The sequence below is a fragment of the Pseudomonas sp. Seg1 genome, from assembly GCF_018326005.1.
In the GTDB taxonomy this organism is placed as follows: Bacteria; Pseudomonadota; Gammaproteobacteria; order Pseudomonadales; family Pseudomonadaceae; genus Aquipseudomonas.
This window is the reverse complement of record NZ_AP021903.1, coordinates 6219506-6238193: the sequence shown is the minus strand read 5'-3', so window position 1 is coordinate 6238193 and position 18688 is coordinate 6219506. Positions and strand designations below refer to the sequence as shown.

The 18688-nt window shown below is 59.8% G+C and carries 18 protein-coding genes; 15 read left to right on the top strand and 3 right to left on the bottom strand.

The window, feature by feature from the left end:
• Positions 1-24: 24 nt before the first annotated feature.
• The 6 genes from KI231_RS28100 to coaA all read left to right on the top strand — a co-directional run bounded on the left by KI231_RS28100 (position 25) and on the right by coaA (position 5130).
• On the top strand, positions 25-1005 hold the full coding sequence (locus tag KI231_RS28100) for a sulfonate ABC transporter substrate-binding protein (RefSeq protein WP_213026894.1): 981 nt from the start codon (positions 25-27) through the stop codon (positions 1003-1005).
• A gap of 25 nt (positions 1006-1030) precedes the next feature.
• The gene (gene ssuD, locus KI231_RS28095) at positions 1031-2179 is read left to right on the top strand and encodes an FMNH2-dependent alkanesulfonate monooxygenase (RefSeq protein ID WP_213026893.1); all 1149 of its coding nucleotides are present in this window, start codon (positions 1031-1033) and stop codon (positions 2177-2179) included.
• Between the two features lie 8 nt (positions 2180-2187).
• Positions 2188-2970 carry an aliphatic sulfonate ABC transporter permease SsuC gene (gene ssuC / locus KI231_RS28090; RefSeq protein ID WP_213026892.1) on the top strand — a complete coding sequence of 261 codons (783 nt, stop codon included), beginning with the start codon at positions 2188-2190 and terminating at the stop codon, positions 2968-2970.
• Positions 2967-3773 carry an aliphatic sulfonates ABC transporter ATP-binding protein gene (gene ssuB / locus KI231_RS28085; protein ID WP_103302483.1) on the top strand — a complete coding sequence of 269 codons (807 nt, stop codon included), beginning with the start codon at positions 2967-2969 and terminating at the stop codon, positions 3771-3773. The genes ssuC and ssuB overlap by 4 nt, the downstream gene beginning before the upstream one ends.
• 33 nt (positions 3774-3806) lie before the next feature.
• Positions 3807-4022 carry a TOBE domain-containing protein gene (locus KI231_RS28080; RefSeq protein ID WP_003229256.1) on the top strand — a complete coding sequence of 72 codons (216 nt, stop codon included), beginning with the start codon at positions 3807-3809 and terminating at the stop codon, positions 4020-4022.
• Positions 4023-4176: 154 nt separating this feature from the next.
• Complete coding sequence (coaA, locus tag KI231_RS28075; RefSeq protein WP_103302482.1) at positions 4177-5130, top strand: type I pantothenate kinase; 954 nt, start codon at positions 4177-4179, stop codon at positions 5128-5130.
• Between the two features lie 37 nt (positions 5131-5167).
• On the opposite strand, the gene KI231_RS28070 is transcribed toward coaA, so the two are convergent.
• Complete coding sequence (locus KI231_RS28070) at positions 5168-5806, bottom strand: TetR/AcrR family transcriptional regulator (protein WP_213026891.1); 639 nt, start codon at positions 5804-5806, stop codon at positions 5168-5170.
• Between the two features lie 265 nt (positions 5807-6071).
• Positions 6072-7448, bottom strand: coding sequence for a glutamine synthetase family protein (locus KI231_RS28065; protein WP_103302480.1), 1377 nt, complete (start codon positions 7446-7448; stop codon positions 6072-6074).
• Positions 7449-7726: 278 nt separating this feature from the next.
• On the opposite strand from KI231_RS28065, the gene KI231_RS28060 reads away from it, so the two are divergent.
• The 8 genes from KI231_RS28060 (at position 7727) to KI231_RS28025 (ending at position 16539) form a co-directional block, all read left to right on the top strand.
• On the top strand, positions 7727-8083 hold the full coding sequence (locus tag KI231_RS28060) for a glutamine amidotransferase (RefSeq protein WP_213026890.1): 357 nt from the start codon (positions 7727-7729) through the stop codon (positions 8081-8083).
• A 93-nt stretch (positions 8084-8176) separates the two neighbouring features.
• Positions 8177-9535 carry a glutamine synthetase family protein gene (locus tag KI231_RS28055; protein WP_007913846.1) on the top strand — a complete coding sequence of 453 codons (1359 nt, stop codon included), beginning with the start codon at positions 8177-8179 and terminating at the stop codon, positions 9533-9535.
• Between the two features lie 56 nt (positions 9536-9591).
• The gene (locus tag KI231_RS28050) at positions 9592-10956 is read left to right on the top strand and encodes an aspartate aminotransferase family protein (RefSeq protein ID WP_213026889.1); all 1365 of its coding nucleotides are present in this window, start codon (positions 9592-9594) and stop codon (positions 10954-10956) included.
• Positions 10957-11128: 172 nt separating this feature from the next.
• Positions 11129-12241, top strand: coding sequence for a polyamine ABC transporter substrate-binding protein (locus KI231_RS28045; RefSeq protein WP_103302478.1), 1113 nt, complete (start codon positions 11129-11131; stop codon positions 12239-12241).
• Positions 12242-12428: 187 nt separating this feature from the next.
• Positions 12429-13526 carry a polyamine ABC transporter substrate-binding protein gene (locus KI231_RS28040; protein ID WP_103302477.1) on the top strand — a complete coding sequence of 366 codons (1098 nt, stop codon included), beginning with the start codon at positions 12429-12431 and terminating at the stop codon, positions 13524-13526.
• 66 nt (positions 13527-13592) lie between these two features.
• On the top strand, positions 13593-14735 hold the full coding sequence (locus tag KI231_RS28035; RefSeq protein WP_103302476.1) for an ABC transporter ATP-binding protein: 1143 nt from the start codon (positions 13593-13595) through the stop codon (positions 14733-14735).
• Positions 14736-14770: 35 nt separating this feature from the next.
• Positions 14771-15652: an ABC transporter permease subunit gene (locus KI231_RS28030; RefSeq protein WP_249412168.1), complete on the top strand. Its 882-nt coding sequence runs from the start codon at positions 14771-14773 to the stop codon at positions 15650-15652.
• Entirely contained in the window at positions 15649-16539 is an 891-nt protein-coding gene (locus tag KI231_RS28025) for an ABC transporter permease subunit (protein WP_103307430.1), read from the top strand. Before KI231_RS28030 ends, KI231_RS28025 begins: the two co-directional genes overlap by 4 nt.
• A 145-nt stretch (positions 16540-16684) precedes the next feature.
• Here the strand turns inward: KI231_RS28025 and KI231_RS28020 are convergent, their stop codons facing one another.
• Positions 16685-17326, bottom strand: a complete 642-nt coding sequence (locus tag KI231_RS28020) for an HD domain-containing protein (protein ID WP_103304374.1) — start codon at positions 17324-17326, stop codon at positions 16685-16687.
• A gap of 298 nt (positions 17327-17624) precedes the next feature.
• On the opposite strand from KI231_RS28020, the gene KI231_RS28015 reads away from it, so the two are divergent.
• Positions 17625-18590 carry a GlxA family transcriptional regulator gene (locus KI231_RS28015; RefSeq protein ID WP_103304373.1) on the top strand — a complete coding sequence of 322 codons (966 nt, stop codon included), beginning with the start codon at positions 17625-17627 and terminating at the stop codon, positions 18588-18590.
• Positions 18591-18688: the final 98 nt, after the last annotated feature.

Genomic DNA, 18688 nt, shown 5'->3' with positions numbered 1-18688 from the left:
CCCAACAGCAAAAAGGAGAGCGCTATGCGCACTGTATTTTTGCGTCGTGGTCTGGTCGCTCTGTTTGCTGCGGCTGTCACCTTCGGCGCCATCACTCAAGCTCAAGCCGAGACATTGCGGATCGGTTATCAGAAGTACGGCACGCTGGTGCTGCTCAAAGCCAAGGGCACCCTGGAAAAACGTCTGGCCGCCCAAGGCGTCGACGTGCAATGGACTGAATTCCCCGGCGGCCCGCAGTTGCTGGAAGGCCTGAACGTCGGCTCGATCGACTTCGGCGTGACGGGCGAAACGCCGCCGGTGTTCGCTCAAGCCGCAGGTGCCGATCTGCTCTACGTCGCCTACGAGCCGCCAGCGCCGAACAGCGAAGCGATCCTTGTGCCGAAAGACTCGCCGATCAAATCGGTGGCGGATCTGAAGGGCAAGAAAGTCGCCCTGAACAAAGGCTCCAACGTTCACTACCTGCTGGTGCGCGCACTGGAAGACGCCGGCCTCAAATACACCGACATCCAGACCGTTTTCCTGCCGCCAGCCGATGCCCGCGCCGCGTTTGAACGTGGCAGTGTCGACGCCTGGGTCATTTGGGACCCGTACCAGGCTGCCGCCGAGAAACAGCTGCAAGCGCACACCCTGCGTGACGGCAAAGGCATCGTCGACAACCACCAGTTCTATCTGGCGACCAAACCTTATGCGCAGAAAAATCCCGAGGTGATCAAGACCCTCGTCGAGGAAGTGCGCGCGGTTGGCGAGTGGTCCAAAGCCAATCCTGAAGACGTCACCCAACAAGTCGCGCCACTGCTCGGCCTGCCGGCGGACATCACCCTGACCTCGGTGAAACGCCAAGGCTACGGCGCGCTGTTCCTGACCCCGGAAGTGGTCGCCGCGCAACAGAAAATCGCTGACACGTTCTTCCAGCTCAAGCTGATTCCCAAGCCGTTGAGCATCAAGGATGTGATCTGGACACCACCAGCCGCTGTGGCCCAAAGCTCGGCCACCCAAGCCCAGTAACTCGAATCCCCAAGGAGACCACTCCATGAGCCTAAACATCTTCTGGTTCCTGCCTACCCACGGCGACGGCCATTACCTTGGCACCGCCGAAGGCGCCCGCGCCGTCGACCACGGTTATCTGCAACAAGTCGCGCAAGCGGCGGATCGTCTGGGTTTCGGCGGCGTGCTGATCCCCACTGGCCGCTCCTGCGAAGACTCGTGGTTGGTGGCGGCATCGCTGATCCCGGTGACCCAGCGTCTGAAGTTCCTGGTTGCCCTGCGCCCCGGGATCATTTCCCCGACGGTGGCGGCGCGGCAGGCAGCCACGCTGGATCGTCTGTCCGGTGGTCGTGCGCTGTTCAACCTGGTGACGGGTGGCGATCCGGAAGAATTGGCCGGCGACGGTCTGTTTCTCAACCACGAAGAGCGCTATCAGGCCTCGGTGGAATTCACTCGTATCTGGCGCCGCGTGCTGGAAGGCGAGACCGTTGATTACGACGGTCAGCACATCAGTGTGAAGGGCGCGAAATTGCTCTATCCGCCGATCCAGCAACCGCGTCCACCGCTGTACTTCGGTGGCTCTTCCGAAGCGGCGCAGGACTTGGCTGCCGAACAAGTTGAAATGGTCCTGACCTGGGGCGAGCCGCCAGCCGCGGTCGCCGAAAAGATCGAACAGGTGCGGGCCAAAGCCGCCAAGCTCGGTCGCACCGTGCGCTTCGGCATTCGTCTGCACGTAATCGTTCGCGAAACCAACGCCGAAGCCTGGCAAGCCGCAGATCGGTTGATCTCGCATCTGGATGACGACACCATCGCCCGCGCTCAAGCCTCTCTGGCGCGTTTCGATTCGGTCGGCCAGCAACGTATGGCCGCGTTGCACGGTGGCAGCCGCGACAACCTCGAAGTCAGCCCGAACCTGTGGGCCGGCGTTGGCCTGGTGCGCGGCGGTGCCGGTACGGCGCTGGTCGGGGACGGTCCGACCGTGGCTGCCCGCGTGAAGGAATACGCAGACCTGGGCATCGACACCTTTATCTTCTCCGGTTATCCACACCTTGAAGAGTCGTATCGCGTCGCTGAGTTGCTGTTCCCGCACCTCGATATCGAACGCCCGGAACTGCCGAAAAGCGCCGGTTATGTCAGCCCGTTCGGCGAGATGGTCGCCAACGACATTCTTCCCAAAGCCGCGTCGCAGAGCTGAGGCGCGCCATGAAGAGAATCATCCACAGCCTCGCGCCCTGGGCGTTGCCGGTGCTCTTGCTGGCGGTGTGGCAGTTGTCGGTGTCGGCCGGTTGGTTGTCGACACGGATCCTGCCGGCACCGGTGGCGGTGATCGAGGCCGGTGTCAGTCTGGTGCGCAGCGGCGAGATATGGACGCATCTGGCGATCAGCGGCTGGCGTGCGGCGCTCGGTTTTACCATTGGCGGCAGCATCGGTCTGGCACTGGGCTTCATTACTGGCCTGTCGAAGTGGGGCGAACGTCTGCTCGACAGCTCGGTGCAGATGATCCGCAACGTGCCGCATCTGGCGCTGATTCCGCTGGTGATCCTCTGGTTCGGCATCGACGAGTCGGCGAAGATTTTTCTGGTGGCGCTGGGCACGTTGTTCCCGATCTACCTCAACACCTATCACGGCATTCGCAACGTCGACCCGGCGCTGGTGGAGATGGCGCGCAGTTATGGCTTAAGCGGTTTCAGCCTGTTCTGGCAGGTGATTCTGCCGGGCGCGCTGCCTTCGATTCTGGTCGGCGTGCGCTTCGCCCTGGGCTTTATGTGGCTGACGCTGATCGTCGCTGAAACCATTTCGGCCAGCTCCGGCATCGGTTATCTGGCGATGAATGCCCGCGAGTTTTTACAGACTGACGTGGTGGTGCTGGCGATCCTGCTTTACGCGGTGCTCGGCAAACTCGCCGACCTCGCGGCCCGTGGTCTTGAACGTGTGTGGTTGCGTTGGCACCCGGCCTATCAGGTCGCCAAGGGAGGTGCGGCATGACTGCTCAACAACCTCCACGCCTGCTGCGCGGCATTCCGCTGGCGGTGCGCAATCTGCAGAAAACCTTCGGTGCGCGGCAAGTGCTGCGTGACATCGACCTGCACATCCCGGCGGGGCAATTCGTCGCTGTGGTCGGGCGCAGCGGTTGCGGCAAAAGCACCTTGCTGCGCTTGCTCGCCGGCCTCGATCAACCGACTGGTGGCGACTTGCTGGCCGGCGCTGCACCGCTCAGCGATGCGCGGGAAGACACCCGCCTGATGTTCCAGGAAGCACGTTTGCTGCCGTGGAAAAAGATCATCGACAACGTCGGCTTGGGCCTTAAGGGCAACTGGCGTCCCAAGGCGCTCGAAGCGCTGGACGCGGTGGGGCTGGCGGATCGTGCCAATGAGTGGCCGGCAGCGTTATCTGGCGGACAGAAGCAGCGCGTCGCACTGGCCCGGGCGCTGATCCACCAACCGCGTCTGCTGTTGCTCGACGAACCGCTCGGCGCACTGGACGCGCTGACCCGCATTGAAATGCAGCAACTGATCGAACGTCTCTGGCAGCAACACGGTTTCACCGTACTGCTGGTGACTCATGACGTCAGTGAAGCGGTGGCGATTGCCGACCGGGTGATTCTGATCGAGGACGGCGAAGTCGGCCTTGACCTGCATGTGGAGCTGCCACGCCCGCGTGTGCGCGGATCGCACCGGCTGGCGGCGCTGGAAACCGAAGTGCTCAACCGTGTTCTGTCCCTGCCCGGCGAGCCGCCGGAGCCGGAACCTGTTTCACCACTGCCTACGCAATTGCGTTGGGCGCAATAACTCAAGTTACATCCAACGACAGGAATCAATGCCATGACTATCAAAGCCATCAACGTGCGCAACCAGTTCAAAGGCTCGATCAAGGAAATCGTCCTCGGCGACGTGCTGTCGGAAATCGACGTGCAAACCGCCTCGGGCATCGTCACTTCGGTGATCACCACCCGTTCGGTCAAGGAGCTGGAACTGGTGGTCGGCAGCGAAGTGATCGCCTTCGTGAAATCCACCGAGGTGTCGATCGCCAAGTTGTAATCGATGCGGTACACAGGGCCCCGGACGGCTTGAGCCCTCCGGGGTTTTTTCATGCGCGCTTTTCAAAGGCTGTTCAGGCAGACGTTCGTCGGTTTGGAGGCGCCGGGCAGATCTGCTATGTTCCGGCTTTTGTCCGGGCGCCTACAGGAAGATTATGACGACGAAGCAGAATGCCGCAGGGCATTCGCCCGCTCACCGCGAGTACCGGGAATTTACTCGCGAGCAATGGTCTGCCTTCCGGGACGATGCGGCGCAGAGCCTTTCGTCTGCGCAAATGAATGCGTTGATCAGTCCGACACAGCCCATGACGCGTGAGGAGGTAGAAACCATTCTGCTGCCTTTGGCGCGCCTGCTGAATCTGCATGCAGCGGCGGCGCGGTCGCTGGGTCAGGTGCACAGTGAGTTTCTCGGCGAGCCGGCGCACAAACCGCCGTATGTCATCGGCATCTCCGGCAGTGTCGCGGTGGGTAAAAGCAGTTTTGCCCGGGTCTTGTCGGCGCTTCTGTCGTCGTGGCCGGGCTCGCCTGATGTGCAGTTGGTGACCACCGACTCGTTTCTGTTGCCGCTGGCGACCCTGGAAAAGAACAATCTGTTGCACCGCAAAGGCTTTCCCGAGTCCTACGATCGGGCGCTGCTTCTCGATTTTTTGCACGCCGTGCGCAACGAAGGCCAGCCGGTGCAGATTCCGGTCTACTCGCACGTCCAGTACGACATTCTTCCTGATGAAACGCAGACCATTCAGTCGCCCGATATCATCGTTCTGGAAGGCCTGAATGTGCTGCAAGAGGACAAACGCGACAGTCTGAATGTTCTCGATTTCGTCGACTTTTCGATCTACGTCGATGCTGCGCAAGAGGACATCAAGAAGTGGTACCTCGAACGCTTTGTCTACTTGAAGAACACCGCGTTTCAGTCTGACGAGTCGTACTTCAACAAGTACAAGTCCCTGTCGAATGACGAGGCGCTGTCAGTGGCGTCCGGCACCTGGGACCGGGTCAACCTGAAAAACCTCGTCGAGAACATCCTGCCGACCCGCGACAAGGCCAGCCTGATTCTCAACAAGTCGGCCGATCATTCCATCGACAGGATTCTGCTCCGCGCGATCTGAACAAGTCATCGGGCAATGCGCTGTTGTCTGTTACCGCTCAGACGGCAGCTGTTCGCTTGGGCAGATAGAGCGGCAGATACAAGCCCAGATAGGCATCAAATACGCGCATGCCTTCCTCGGCCATGCGCGGGGTGATTTGCCCGTGCTGCTGGACTGACCGGGCGTAGACGCGGTCGCCCAGTTCCATCGCCAGTGCAAACACATCGACGTCGGTGGGCAGTCGCGGCAATTCGAAATGGTGATCGAACAGCTTGTGCATCAGGTCGCCCAGCTCGATGTCGTGCTGACGGTCAGCCTGAGTCACTTCGGTGAGCCCGTGTTGGGCGAGAATCAACTGCCGGGCGGCGGCGTCTTCGTCGTAGATCTCCAGCATCCGCCGTTCGACCAGCCGCGACAGATCACGCCAGTCGCGCAAGGCCCCGTGATCGATCGGCGCTTGCAGGCAGGCGCGAAACGCGGCGTGAACGTCGGCGGTCAGCGCTTCGAGCAATGCCGGGACGCTGGCGAAAAAGTGATACACGGAGGAGGGCGGAATCTGCGCGCGCTCGGCGACGCTGTAGATCGACAGACTGGCCACGCCCTCGGAAGCCAGCAGCGTACGCGCGGCGTCGAGTATCGAATCGATCCGTGCCTGACTGCGGGCACGGGGTTTGCGGACGGGGGCGGGACGCGTCATGAAAGTCTCCTGCGGGGCAGCGGGCATTGTACGAGCCGGGTTCGATGTTGTCTGCCTGGACGCCATCGCTGGCAAGCCAGCTCCCACAAGGAAAGTTTTTTTGTACTCGGAATTTAGGTTCGACGAAGAACATGTGGGAGCTGGCTTGCCAGCGATCCGCCGCAGGCGGCCATTCACACCAAACACAGGGGATTAATGTTCGGCCATAAAAAAAAACGCCGCTGGCTGAATCAGCCAACGGCGTTTTTTTGCAGCTGCAACCCGCTTAAACGGTATGCAGGTACCAGTTGTATTCAAGGTCGGAGATGGAGTGTTCGAACTCCTCCAGCTCACTTTCCTTACAGGCAACGAAGATATCGATGTATTTCGGATCGATGTACTTGGCCATCACCTCGCTGTCGTCCAGCTCGCGCAGGGCATCGCGCAAGTTGTTCGGCAGGCTTTGTTCGTTCTGCTCGTAGCTGTTGCCTTCGACTGGCGCGCCCGGTTCGATCTTGTTGGTCAGGCCGTGATGCACGCCCGCCAGTACCGAAGCCATCAGCAGGTACGGGTTGGCATCGGCGCCGGCCACGCGGTGTTCGATACGCACGGCATCGGACGAGCCGGTCGGAACGCGAATCGCCACGGTGCGGTTGTCCAGGCCCCAGCAAGGCGAGTTCGGTACGTAGAACTGAGCGCCGAAACGACGGTACGAGTTGACGTTCGGGCAGAGGAAAGCCATCTGCGCGGGCAGGGTCTCGAGCACACCGCCGATCGCGTGACGCAGCGCGGCGTTCTGCTCGGGATCCTCGCTGGCAAAGATGTTCTTGCCGGCCTTGTCCAGAATCGAAATGTGTACGTGCAGACCGTTGCCAGCCTGGCCCGGGTAGGGCTTGGCCATGAAGGTGGTATCCATTTCATGGTCGTAGGCGATGTTTTTGATCAGACGCTTGAGCAGTACCGCGTAGTCGCACGCCTTGATCGGGTCGGCGACGTGGTGCAGGTTCACTTCGAACTGCGCCGGGGCACTTTCCTTGACGATGGCGTCGGCCGGGATGCCTTGCTCTTTGGCACCTTCCAGAATGTCCTGGAGGCAGTCGACGTATTCGTCGAGGTCGTCGATCAAATAGACCTGAGTCGAGTGCGGGCGTTTGCCGGAGATCGGCGAGCGTGGCGGCTGTGGACGGCCGTTCACGTTTTCCTGGTCGATCAGGTAGAACTCGAGTTCGAATGCGGCGCAGATGGTCAAGCCCAGCTCGTCAAACTTTGCAACAACTTGACGGAGCACTTCGCGCGGATCCGCAAAGAACGGGTCACCTTCGAGCTCGTGCATGGTCATCAACAGTTGCGCGGTAGGGCGCTTCTGCCATGGCTCGTTGCACAGGGTGTCGGGGATTGGATAGCAGATACGATCGGCGTCGCCGATGTCCAGGCCCAGGCCGGTGCTTTCCACCGTCGAACCATTGATATCCAGAGCAAATAGAGAGGCCGGCAGGTTGATGCCTTTCTCGTAAACCTTGTGGAGGCTGGTGCGTTCAATGCGCTTGCCGCGCACCACACCATTCATATCCGCAATCAGAAGGTCAACGTACAGAACCTCAGGATGTTCCTTAAGGAACGCGTTCGCTTCGTTGAGCTGAACGGCACGCGGGGGTACCGACATGATGCAACACCTTTGTTGTTAAAAATATCAATCATTGATCTTTTCTGGTTTCAGTCAACCCGAACGGCCTGCCGAAGTCAAGCGAGGCCTTTTTTGCCCTAAAAAAGCGCTGTGAGGGCATTTATGGGGCACTTTCGGGCGGTTTTTTGTCCTTTGGGCAGTTGCCACCCGCTGGCTTGAGCAGGCCGTGTTGTATTTTTTACTGGGGTGTTGTGTAAAAAAATGAACAAGGCTAAGCTCCGGTCAAACCCATAACAGCAATAATACCGGGGTGCTTCATGTCTCGCCTGCCGTTAATCGGCATCACCGACTGCTCGCAACAGTCCGGTCTGCATGCTCATCACATCAGTGGCGACAAAGCCGTCGATAGCGCAGCCAGCAAGGCTCGCCGCTTGCCGACGATGTTCCCGTCCATGGCCGTTCGAGCGTCAGCGTCCGATATTCTGGACGTATGGGAAAGCATCCTGTTTATGGCGTCTCCTTCCAATATAGATCTCTTTGAGTCCCAAAGCCTGTGCAGCTCCTCGATCCGTGCTCATGATTCTGCACGCCTTGAATGTGCACAGGAAATGCAACGCCAGCGTAAAGGGCAGGTAAGCTCCTCTTTCATTGTCTATGCGCGGTGCCAGGCGTAAGCCGGCACTGCGCGAGCAAGCCCCCTTTAACGCGACGCTCCGGCGTCAAACTTTGCCTGACACCACGTCAGGAGACTCAGCCCAGAGGCATTTATGAGTAACAACCTCGACCAGCTCACCGATTGGTTGAAAGACCACAAGATCACAGAAGTCGAATGCATGATCGCCGACTTGACCGGTATCACCCGGGGCAAGATCTCGCCGACCAACAAGTTCATCGCCGAAAAAGGCATGCGCCTGCCAGAAAGCGTGCTGTTGCAGACCGTGACCGGCGACTACGTCGAAGACGACATCTATTACGAACTGCTCGACCCGGCCGACATCGACATGATCTGCCGTCCCGACCAGAACGCCGTGTACATGGTGCCGTGGGCCATTGAGCCAACCGCTCAGGTGATCCACGACACTTACGACAAGCAAGGCAACCCGATCGAGCTGTCGCCGCGCAACGTCCTCAAGAAGGTCCTCAAACTCTACGCCGACAAGGGCTGGCAGCCGATCGTGGCGCCGGAGATGGAGTTCTACCTGACCAAGCGCAGTGACGATCCTGACTATCCGTTGCAGCCGCCGATTGGCCGCTCGGGTCGCCCGGAAATCGGTCGTCAGTCGTTCTCCATTGAAGCGGCGAACGAATTCGATCCGCTGTTCGAAGACGTTTACGACTGGTGCGAACTGCAGGAACTGGACCTCGACACACTGATCCACGAAGACGGCACGGCGCAGATGGAAATCAACTTCCGTCACGGCGACGCACTGTCGCTGGCCGACCAGATTCTGGTGTTCAAACGCACCATGCGTGAAGCCGCGCTCAAGCACGACGTGGCCGCCACTTTCATGGCCAAGCCGATGACCGGCGAGCCGGGCAGCGCAATGCACTTGCACCAGAGCATCATCGACATCGAGACCGGCAAGAACGTGTTCTCCAATGAAGACGGGACCATGAGCCAGCTGTTCCTGCACCACATCGGTGGCCTGCAGAAACTGATCCCGGAATTGCTGCCGCTGTTCGCGCCGAACGTCAACTCGTTCCGCCGCTTCCTGCCGGACACCTCGGCGCCGGTGAACGTGGAGTGGGGCGAAGAAAACCGCACCGTGGGTCTGCGCGTACCGGATGCCGGCCCGCAGAACCGCCGCGTGGAAAACCGCCTGCCGGGCGCCGACGCCAACCCATACCTGGCGATTGCCGCGAGCCTGCTCTGCGGCTACATCGGCATGGTCGAAGGCCTCAACCCGAGCGCGCCAGTGGTCGGTCGTGGTTACGAGCGGCGCAATCTGCGCCTGCCGCTGACCATCGAAGATGCGCTGGAGCGTATGGAAAACAGCGCGACCATCGAGAAATACCTGGGCAAAACTTTCATCACGGGCTACGTCGCGGTCAAGCGGGCCGAGCATGAAAACTTCAAGCGCGTGATCAGTTCGTGGGAGCGTGAGTACCTGCTCTTCGCCGTCTGATACGCCGGGTGCGGTGCTCAGGCGCCGCGCCTTCACCGATAACAAGGAGAATTGGCATGACCAGCAACAACCCGCAAACCCGTGAGTGGCAAGCGCTGAGCAGCGATCACCACTTGGCCCCGTTCAGCGACTTCAAGCAGCTGAAAGAGAAAGGCCCGCGGATCATCACCAACGCCAAGGGCGTTTACCTGTGGGACAGCGAAGGCAACAAGATCCTCGACGGCATGGCCGGGCTGTGGTGCGTGGCCATCGGTTACGGTCGCGATGAACTGGCCGACGCCGCCGCGAAACAGATGCGCGAACTGCCTTACTACAACCTGTTTTTCCAGACCGCCCACCCGCCAGCTCTGGAACTGGCCAAGGCTATCGCCGACGTCGCACCTGAAGGCATGAACCACGTGTTCTTCACCGGTTCCGGCTCCGAAGGCAACGACACCATGCTGCGCATGGTTCGCCACTACTGGGCGATCAAGGGTCAGCCGAACAAGAAAGTCATCATCAGCCGCAAAAACGGTTATCACGGTTCGACCGTAGCCGGCGCGAGCCTCGGCGGCATGACCTATATGCACGAGCAGGGCGACTTGCCGATTCCGGGCATCGTCCACATCGCCCAGCCGTACTGGTTCGCCGAAGGCGGCGACATGTCGCCGGAAGAGTTCGGCATCTGGGCGGCCAATCAGCTGGAAGAGAAAATTCTCGAAGTCGGCGTCGACAACGTCGGTGCCTTTATTGCCGAGCCGATACAGGGCGCCGGCGGCGTGATCATTCCGCCAGACACCTACTGGCCGCGCATCAAGGAAATTCTCGCCAAGTACGACATCCTCTTCGTCGCTGACGAAGTGATCTGCGGTTTCGGCCGTACCGGTGAGTGGTTCGGCAGCGATTTCTACGATCTCAAACCGGACATGATGACCATCGCCAAGGGCCTGACCTCCGGCTACATCCCGATGGGTGGCCTGATCGTGCGCGACGAAGTGGTGAAGGTGCTCAACGAAGGCGGCGACTTCAACCACGGCTTCACCTACTCCGGTCACCCGGTGGCGGCAGCGGTGGGTCTGGAAAACATCCGGATTCTGCGCGACGAGAAAATTATCGAGAACGCCCACAACGAAACGGCACCGTATTTGCAGAAACGTCTGCGCGAGCTGAACGATCACCCGTTGGTGGGGGAAGTGCGCGGGGTTGGTCTGCTGGGGGCGATCGAGCTGGTGCAGGACAAGGCCACTCGCAAGCGTTACGAAGGCAAGGGCGTCGGCATGATCTGCCGCCAGTTCTGCTTCGACAACGGGCTGATCATGCGCGCCGTGGGCGACACGATGATCATCGCGCCGCCGCTGGTGATCAGCAAAGCGGAGATCGATGAGCTGGTTACAAAGGCACGCAAGTGTCTGGACCTGACCCTCAGTGCGTTGCAGGGCTAAGTGCTAGGCTTTGGGCGGGGGAGCTGCGGCGCTCTCGCGCAAAGCTGTCAGAAAGGCCGGTCTTTTCTTGAAAGACCGCCTCGGATCTTGCCAGACTAGCCGCGGTTCCAGTTGTCCGGGTTCGGCCGCTGAACAAAGTGGTTCAAAAAAGAAAAATTTGGAGCATTAACGCATGAAGGCATTAGGCAAAAAGCTTGCTGGCAAGACACTTCTCGCCCTGTCCGTCGCGGGCATGATGGCGGGTGCGGTTCAGGCGGACGACAAGGTATTGCACGTCTACAACTGGTCCGACTACATCGCGCCAGACACCGTTGCCAAATTCGAGAAAGAGTCGGGCATCAAAGTCGTCTACGACGTGTTCGACAGCAACGAAACCCTGGAAGCCAAACTGCTGGCCGGTAAATCCGGTTATGACGTGGTGGTGCCTTCCAACAACTTCCTCGCCAAGCAGATCAAGGCCGGCGTTTATCAGGAGCTGGACAAGTCCAAGCTGCCGAACTGGAAGAACCTTGATGAAGACCTGCTCAAGGCCGTTGGCGATGCCAGCGACCCGAGCAACAAGCACGCTTTCCCTTATATGTGGGGCTCCATCGGCATCGGCTACAACCCGGCCAAGGTCAAGGCTGCGCTGGGCATCGACAAGATCGATTCGTGGGACATCGTGTTCAAGCCAGAGAACATCGAGAAACTCAAAAGCTGCGGCGTGAGCTTCCTCGACGCCCCGACCGAAATGATTCCAGCGGCCCTGCACTATCTGGGCAAGCCGACCAACAGCAAGGACAAGGCTGATCTTAAAGCCGCCGAAGACCTGTTCCTCAAGGTGCGTCCTTCGGTTGCGTACTTCCACTCCTCGAAATACATCTCCGACCTGGCCAACGGCAACATCTGCGTGGCCGTCGGTTATTCGGGTGACCTGGAGCAATCCAAGACCCGCGCCAAGGAAGCCGGTGACAAGGTCAAACTGGCCTACACCATTCCCAAAGAGGGTGCTGGCACTTTCTACGACATGGTCGCCATTCCCAAGGATGCCGAAAACGTCGAGGCCGCCTACAAATTCATGAACTACCTGCTGCAGCCGGAAGTGATGGCCGAGATCACCAACGCCGTGCGTTTCCCGAACGGCAACAAGGCGGCCACGCCATTGGTGGACAAAGACATCACCAGCGATCCGAGCATTTACCCTTCGGCTGAAGTGAAGAAGCAGCTCTATGCGATCAGCGATCAGGATGCAGCGACCCTGCGTCTGATCACTCGCAGCTGGACCAAAATCAAATCCGGTAAATAAGCCGGTTTGAAGCAGCAACCGCTGGCCGTCGTCACCGCGAAGGCGGCCAGCGGGATAATTAAATGACAGAAAGTTTTGCTGGAACGGTTTTTCGAGGGTAAGTTGCGCGCCGGTTTTGTTGCCGGGCAGCCATGGCTGTCATGCAGCGCGGGGCAACTTGGGCCCAACTAATTTAGAGGACCTCCACTTGCCTATTTTTTCTTCTTTGCGCAATGCCCTGCTGGCCACTGCCGGCCTGACGATCGCTGTCGGAGCCCAGGCCGCCGGTACGGTGCATATTTATAACTGGTCGGACTACATCGGCGAGACGACCCTGGCGGACTTCCAGAAAGACACCGGAATCAAACCGGTCTACGACGTCTTCGATTCCAACGAAACCCTGGAAGGCAAGCTGCTGGCCGGGCGTACCGGTTACGACGTGGTTGTGCCGTCGAACCACTTCCTCGGCAAGCAGATCAAGGCGGGCGCGTTCCAGAAGCTCGACAAGTCGCAGCTGCCGAACTATTCCAATCTCGACCCGGCGCTGCTCAAGCGTCTGGAGCAGAACGATCCGGGCAACCTGTACGCCGTGCCGTACCTGTGGGGCACCAACGGCATCGGCTACAACGTCGACAAAGTGAAGGCCGTGCTCGGTGTCGACAAGATCGATTCGTGGGGCGTGCTGTTCGAGCCGGAGAACATCAAGAAGCTGCAAAGCTGCGGCGTGGCGTTCCTCGACTCGGCTGATGAAATGATGCCGACCGTGCTCAACTATCTGGGCCTGAATGCCAACAGCACCAATCCCAAGGACTACGCAAAGGCCACCGACAAATTGCTCGCGGTGCGTCCTTACGTGACCTACTTCCACTCCTCGAAATACATCGGCGATCTGGCCAACGGCGACATCTGTGTGGCGATCGGTTTTTCCGGCGATATCTTCCAGGCGAAGAATCGCGCGGCAGAAGCCAAGAAAGGCGTGAACATCGCGTACACCGTCCCGAAAGAGGGCGGCGCCCTGTGGTTCGACATGCTGGCAATCCCCAAGGATTCGTCCAACGTGAAAGAGGCCCATGCCTTCATCAACTATCTGCTGAAACCTGAGGTGATTGCCCAGGTCAGTGATTACGTCGGTTACGCCAACCCCAACCCCGGGTCGGACAAGCTGATGGAACAATCCATCCGTACCGATGCATCGGTTTATCCACCGCAGGCTGTGATCGACAAGGCTTACGTGTCGATCGAGTTGCCACCGAACATTCAACGTCTGATGACCCGCAGCTGGACCAAGGTCAAGTCGGGTATGTAAGGCACACACTATCCAGGGTTCGCCTGCGTGGGCGAACTGCACTGTTTTTTTCTGGGAGTTTCGTAAATGGCAGTTGCCTCCGGCGCCTATAAGAAAGCCCTCGAGGGCGACCAGACACCTAAGCAGGTGTTGGTCAAAATCGACCGGGTCACGAAGAAGTTCGACGAGACGATTGCCGTGGACGATGTGTCCCTGGAAATCAAGAAAGGCGAGATCTTCGCCCTGCTCGGCGGTTCGGGATCGGGCAAATCCACTCTGCTGCGGATGCTGGCAGGGTTCGAACGGCCCACGGAGGGGCGCATTTTTCTCGATGGCGTCGACATCACCGACATGCCGCCGTACGAACGTCCGATCAACATGATGTTCCAGTCGTACGCCTTGTTCCCGCACATGACCGTAGCGCAGAACATCGCGTTCGGCCTGCAACAGGACAAGATCCCCAAGGCCGAGATCGACGCCCGCGTGGCCGAGATGCTCAAGCTGGTGCAGATGAGCCAGTACGCCAAGCGCAAACCGCATCAACTGTCTGGCGGTCAGCGTCAGCGGGTGGCGCTGGCGCGTTCGCTGGCCAAGCGGCCGAAGCTGCTGCTGCTCGACGAACCGATGGGCGCGCTGGACAAGAAACTGCGTTCGCAGATGCAGCTTGAGCTGGTCGAAATCATCGAGCGCGTGGGTGTGACCTGCGTGATGGTGACGCACGACCAGGAAGAGGCCATGACCATGGCCGAGCGCATCGCGATCATGCACCTGGGCTGGATCGCCCAGATCGGCAGCCCGATCGACATCTACGAAACCCCGACCAGCCGTCTGGTCTGCGAATTCATCGGCAACGTGAACATCTTCGAAGGCGAAGTGATCGACGACGCCGAAGGCCACGCGACCATCACCTGCAAGGACCTCGACCGGCAGATCTACGTCGGCCACGGCATCAGCACCTCGGTGCAGGACAAGTCCGTGACCTACGCGATCCGTCCGGAGAAACTGCTGGTCACCGCCGATCAGCCGACCTGCGAATACAACTGGTCGAGCGGCAAGGTGCATGACATCGCTTACCTCGGCGGGCACTCGGTGTTCTACGTCGAATTGCCGAGCGGCAAACTGGTGCAGTCGTTCGTCGCCAACGCCGAACGCCGTGGCGCACGTCCAACCTGGGGCGATCAGGTTTACGTGTGGTGGGAAGACGACAGCGGCGTGGTACTTCGCTCATGAACATGCGCAAGTTCAAACGACGGCTCAACCGAATAATTCCCAATGGCCGCCAACTGGTCATCGGGGTTCCCTTCATCTGGCTGTTCCTGTTCTTCATGCTGCCGTTCTTCATCGTTCTGAAGATCAGCTTCGCTGAAGCCGACGTGGCCATCCCGCCGTACACCGAGATCTACACTTTCGCCGAGCAGAAACTGCAACTGCTGCTGAACCTCGGCAACTACGCAATGCTCGGCGACGACGAGTTGTACATCGCCGCCTACCTCGGCTCGCTGAAGATGGCGCTGATCAGCACCGTGCTCTGTCTGCTGATCGGCTACCCGATGGCCTATGCCATCGCCAGTGCCCGTAAAGAGCTGCAAACGGTGCTGGTGCTGCTGATCATGATGCCGACCTGGACCGCGATCCTGATCCGCGTGTATGCGTGGATGGGCATCCTCAGCAACAACGGTCTGCTCAACGGTTTTCTGATGAGCATGGGTTTCATCGACGAGCCGCTGCAGATCCTCAACACCAACCTCGCGGTGTACATCGGCGTGGTCTATTCGTACCTGCCGTTCATGATCCTGCCGCTCTACGCCAACCTGGTGAAGCACGACAACAGTCTGCTGGAGGCGGCGTCGGACCTCGGTTCGAGCACCTTCAACAGCTTCTGGAAAATCACTATTCCGCTGTCCAAGAACGGGATCATTGCCGGCTGCATGCTGGTGTTCATTCCGGTGGTGGGCGAGTTCGTGATCCCGGAACTGCTCGGCGGTCCGGAAACCCTGATGATCGGTAAAGTGCTCTGGCAAGAGTTCTTCAACAACCGAGACTGGCCGGTGGCGTCTGCCTTGGCAGTGGTGATGCTGGCGATCCTGATTGTGCCGATCATTCTGTTCAACCGCAGTCAGGCCAAGGAAATGGAGGGTAAAGAATGAAGCGCATCCGTTTCTCCAGCCTGATGCTGGTCCTGGGTTTGTTGTTTATTTATCTGCCGATGCTGATCCTGGTGATCTACTCGTTCAACGCCTCGAAACTGGTGACAGTGTGGGGTGGCTGGTCGATCAAGTGGTACGTCGGCCTGCTCGACAACACCCAACTGATGGGCTCGGTGGTGCGCTCGCTGGAAATCGCCTGCTACACCGCCGTCGCTGCGGTGGCGCTGGGTACCCTGGCGGCGTTCGTGCTGACGCGCATCACCCACTTCAAGGGCCGCACGCTGTTCGGCGGTCTGGTGACGGCGCCATTGGTAATGCCGGAAGTGATCACCGGTCTGTCGCTGTTGCTGCTGTTCGTGGCCATGGCGCAGATGATCGGCTGGCCGCAGGAACGTGGCATCGTCACCATCTGGATCGCCCACACGACGTTCTGTGCGGCGTACGTGGCGGTGGTGGTGTCGGCGCGTCTGCGTGAGCTGGACCTGTCGATCGAAGAAGCGGCGATGGATCTGGGGGCGCGGCCGTGGAAGGTGTTCTTCCTGATCACCATCCCGATGATTGCGCCATCGCTGGCGGCGGGCGGGATGATGTCGTTCGCGCTGTCGCTGGACGACCTGGTGCTGGCGAGCTTTGTCTCCGGTCCGGGTTCGACGACCCTGCCGATGGAAGTGTTCTCGGCGGTGCGTCTGGGCGTGAAGCCTGAGATCAACGCGGTGGCGAGCCTGATTCTGCTGGCGGTGTCGATTGTGACCTTCATGGTCTGGTTCTTCAGCCGCCGCGCTGAAGAAGCACGCAAGAAAGCTATTCAGCAAGCCATCGAAGAAAGCGCTGCCGATTCGTGGAAGCAACCGGACGTGCGTCGCGCACCGGCGCCGGAAGCGGCGTAAGCCAGTTGGGTTGATCATAAAACTGTGATCAACCCAAATACCTGTGGGAGCGGGCTTGCCCGCGATAGCGGTCTGACATTCAACATTGATGTTGAATGTGCTGACGTCATCGCGGGCAAGCCCGCTCCCACAGGTTCTATGGTGGTCAGGAAATCCAAGGGGATTTGCGGATGACCTCGACGAAGTTCATCGGCTTGAACCCTGGTTCCTGATCCACCAGCACATCGGTCTTCACATTGCCGAATGTGGTCTGCGGACGATGGCGCAAGCCATCGGCAAATGCGCAGATGATGCACTCCTTGAAACCTTCCCCGCGTGGATGCGCATGCACCACCGCTTCGCGCTGCACGTTGCTGAACGCGGCGTAATCCATGCCCAGCACGTCCATCTCGACACCGGCGGTCACCAGCGCCACGGTCGGGCGCAGATGCTTCGGTACGCCCGGCGTGGTGTGCAGGGCAATCGCCAACCAGACCTGTTCGATGTCGTCATCGCTCAAGCCATACGGTTTCAGGAATGCCGCTGCAGCGTTGGCACCGTCGACTTCGAAACGCTCGTCGTCACTGCGATGACCTTCGACCAGACCGAGGTCATGGAACATCGCGCCGACGTACAGCAGCTCCGGATCGTAGGCCAGTTGCTGACGTTCGCCGCTCAGCGCACCGAACAGAAACACCCGGCGCGAGTGGTGATAGAGCAGGTCGGATTCGATGTCGCGAATGTATTCGGTGGTAGCGCGGGCGAGGGCGCTGTCGGGGATCTTGATGCCGGCGATGGTGGTGGTCATGGGAGGTTTCCTCGTCGAAAACGCCGGGTCGGCGCTGATGGAGAAAGTCTGTTCCCGAGGCTGAAAGCGGACAATCGACGCATGGCTGCGATCCTTGCCAATCGACCTGCAAATCATGCCAACTGACCGATAGGAGAGCATTGTGGTGAGGGGATTTATCCCCGATGGGTTGCGCAGCAGCCCCGGTACCTGCTGATTAGGCTTATCAGTTAAAACGCGATTACAGGATTTACGACTGCTGCGCAGCCGATCGGGGATAAATCCCCTCGCCACAGGTTCAGAGGAGTTTGCGAGAGAGATGACCAAAACCATCGCCATCGTGGTATTCCCCGGCGTGCAATCACTGGACGTCACCGGGCCCATGGATGTGTTCGCCGAGGCCAATCGTTTTCTCGCGCCCGAGGATCACTACCGGCTGGAGGTGATCGGTGTCGAACACGGATCGATGGCCTGCTCCAACGGCCTGGTGCTGAACGCCCATCGTCATTTCGGCGAAGTGGCGGACGCCTTTGACCTGTTGCTGGTCGCCGGCGGGCCGCAGTTGCCCTTCATCGATTTCGGCAAGTCCTTCGACACCTGGCTGCGCGATGCCTGCGCCCGGGCGCAGCGTTTCGGCTCGATCTGCAACGGCGCCTTCATGCTGGCGCGCGCGGGGCTGCTTGAGGGGCGCACGGTCACCACGCATTGGAACGATGCCGAGGCCTTGGCGCAGTTGTGCCCGTCCACGCAGGTCGAAGCTGATCGCTTGTACGTCGAGGATGGTGCGCTCTACACCTCGGCCGGGGTGACGGCGGGGATTGATCTGTCGCTGTATCTGCTGGCGCGTGATCACGGCGCCGAAGTGGCATTGAGCGTGGCCAAGCGGCTGGTGGTGTTCACCCAGCGTTCCGGCGGGCAGTCGCAGTTCAGTCCGTTCCTGACGCCGCACGCAGAGTCGACCTCGGCGGTGGCGATGGTGCAGTTGTATGTGCTGGCCAATCTCACTGGGGATCTGACCATCGCCGATCTGGCCAATGCGGCGAACATGAGTGCGCGCAATTTCTCCCGGGTGTTTGCCCGTGAAGCCAAGGTCACGCCGGCAGAGTTCGTCGAGCGGGCACGGGTGGACGCGGCGCGGGTGATGCTGGAAAGCACCGCGGCGCCGTTGAAGACTGTGGCGTATCAGTGCGGGTTTCGCGATGCGCAGCATATGCGCAGTGTGTTCAATCGCAGGTTGGGCGTGACGCCGCAGCAGTTTCGGCTGAATTTTGCGGTGATGCTTTGAAGGCCTTTGGTGTTCTTGAGGGCCCATCGCTGGCAAGCCAGCTCCCACAGGTTCTCTGGTGTTCTCATGATTTGTGAACGACACGAAACTCTGTGGGA

Excerpts from the sequence above, each read along its gene's own strand:
- KI231_RS28100 (WP_213026894.1), top strand. The coding sequence starts at position 25 with ATGCGCACTGTATTTTTGCGTCGTGGTCTGGTCGCTCTGTTTGCTGCG.
- ssuD (WP_213026893.1), top strand. The coding sequence starts at position 1,031 with ATGAGCCTAAACATCTTCTGGTTCCTGCCTACCCACGGCGACGGCCAT.
- ssuC (WP_213026892.1), top strand. The coding sequence starts at position 2,188 with ATGAAGAGAATCATCCACAGCCTCGCGCCCTGGGCGTTGCCGGTGCTC.
- ssuB (WP_103302483.1), top strand. The coding sequence starts at position 2,967 with ATGACTGCTCAACAACCTCCACGCCTGCTGCGCGGCATTCCGCTGGCG.
- KI231_RS28080 (WP_003229256.1), top strand. The coding sequence starts at position 3,807 with ATGACTATCAAAGCCATCAACGTGCGCAACCAGTTCAAAGGCTCGATC.
- coaA (WP_103302482.1), top strand. The coding sequence starts at position 4,177 with ATGACGACGAAGCAGAATGCCGCAGGGCATTCGCCCGCTCACCGCGAG.
- KI231_RS28070 (WP_213026891.1), bottom strand. The coding sequence starts at position 5,806 with ATGACGCGTCCCGCCCCCGTCCGCAAACCCCGTGCCCGCAGTCAGGCA.
- KI231_RS28065 (WP_103302480.1), bottom strand. The coding sequence starts at position 7,448 with ATGTCGGTACCCCCGCGTGCCGTTCAGCTCAACGAAGCGAACGCGTTC.
- KI231_RS28060 (WP_213026890.1), top strand. The coding sequence starts at position 7,727 with ATGTCTCGCCTGCCGTTAATCGGCATCACCGACTGCTCGCAACAGTCC.
- KI231_RS28055 (WP_007913846.1), top strand. The coding sequence starts at position 8,177 with ATGAGTAACAACCTCGACCAGCTCACCGATTGGTTGAAAGACCACAAG.
- KI231_RS28050 (WP_213026889.1), top strand. The coding sequence starts at position 9,592 with ATGACCAGCAACAACCCGCAAACCCGTGAGTGGCAAGCGCTGAGCAGC.
- KI231_RS28045 (WP_103302478.1), top strand. The coding sequence starts at position 11,129 with ATGAAGGCATTAGGCAAAAAGCTTGCTGGCAAGACACTTCTCGCCCTG.
- KI231_RS28035 (WP_103302476.1), top strand. The coding sequence starts at position 13,593 with ATGGCAGTTGCCTCCGGCGCCTATAAGAAAGCCCTCGAGGGCGACCAG.
- KI231_RS28025 (WP_103307430.1), top strand. The coding sequence starts at position 15,649 with ATGAAGCGCATCCGTTTCTCCAGCCTGATGCTGGTCCTGGGTTTGTTG.
- KI231_RS28020 (WP_103304374.1), bottom strand. The coding sequence starts at position 17,326 with ATGACCACCACCATCGCCGGCATCAAGATCCCCGACAGCGCCCTCGCC.
- KI231_RS28015 (WP_103304373.1), top strand. The coding sequence starts at position 17,625 with ATGACCAAAACCATCGCCATCGTGGTATTCCCCGGCGTGCAATCACTG.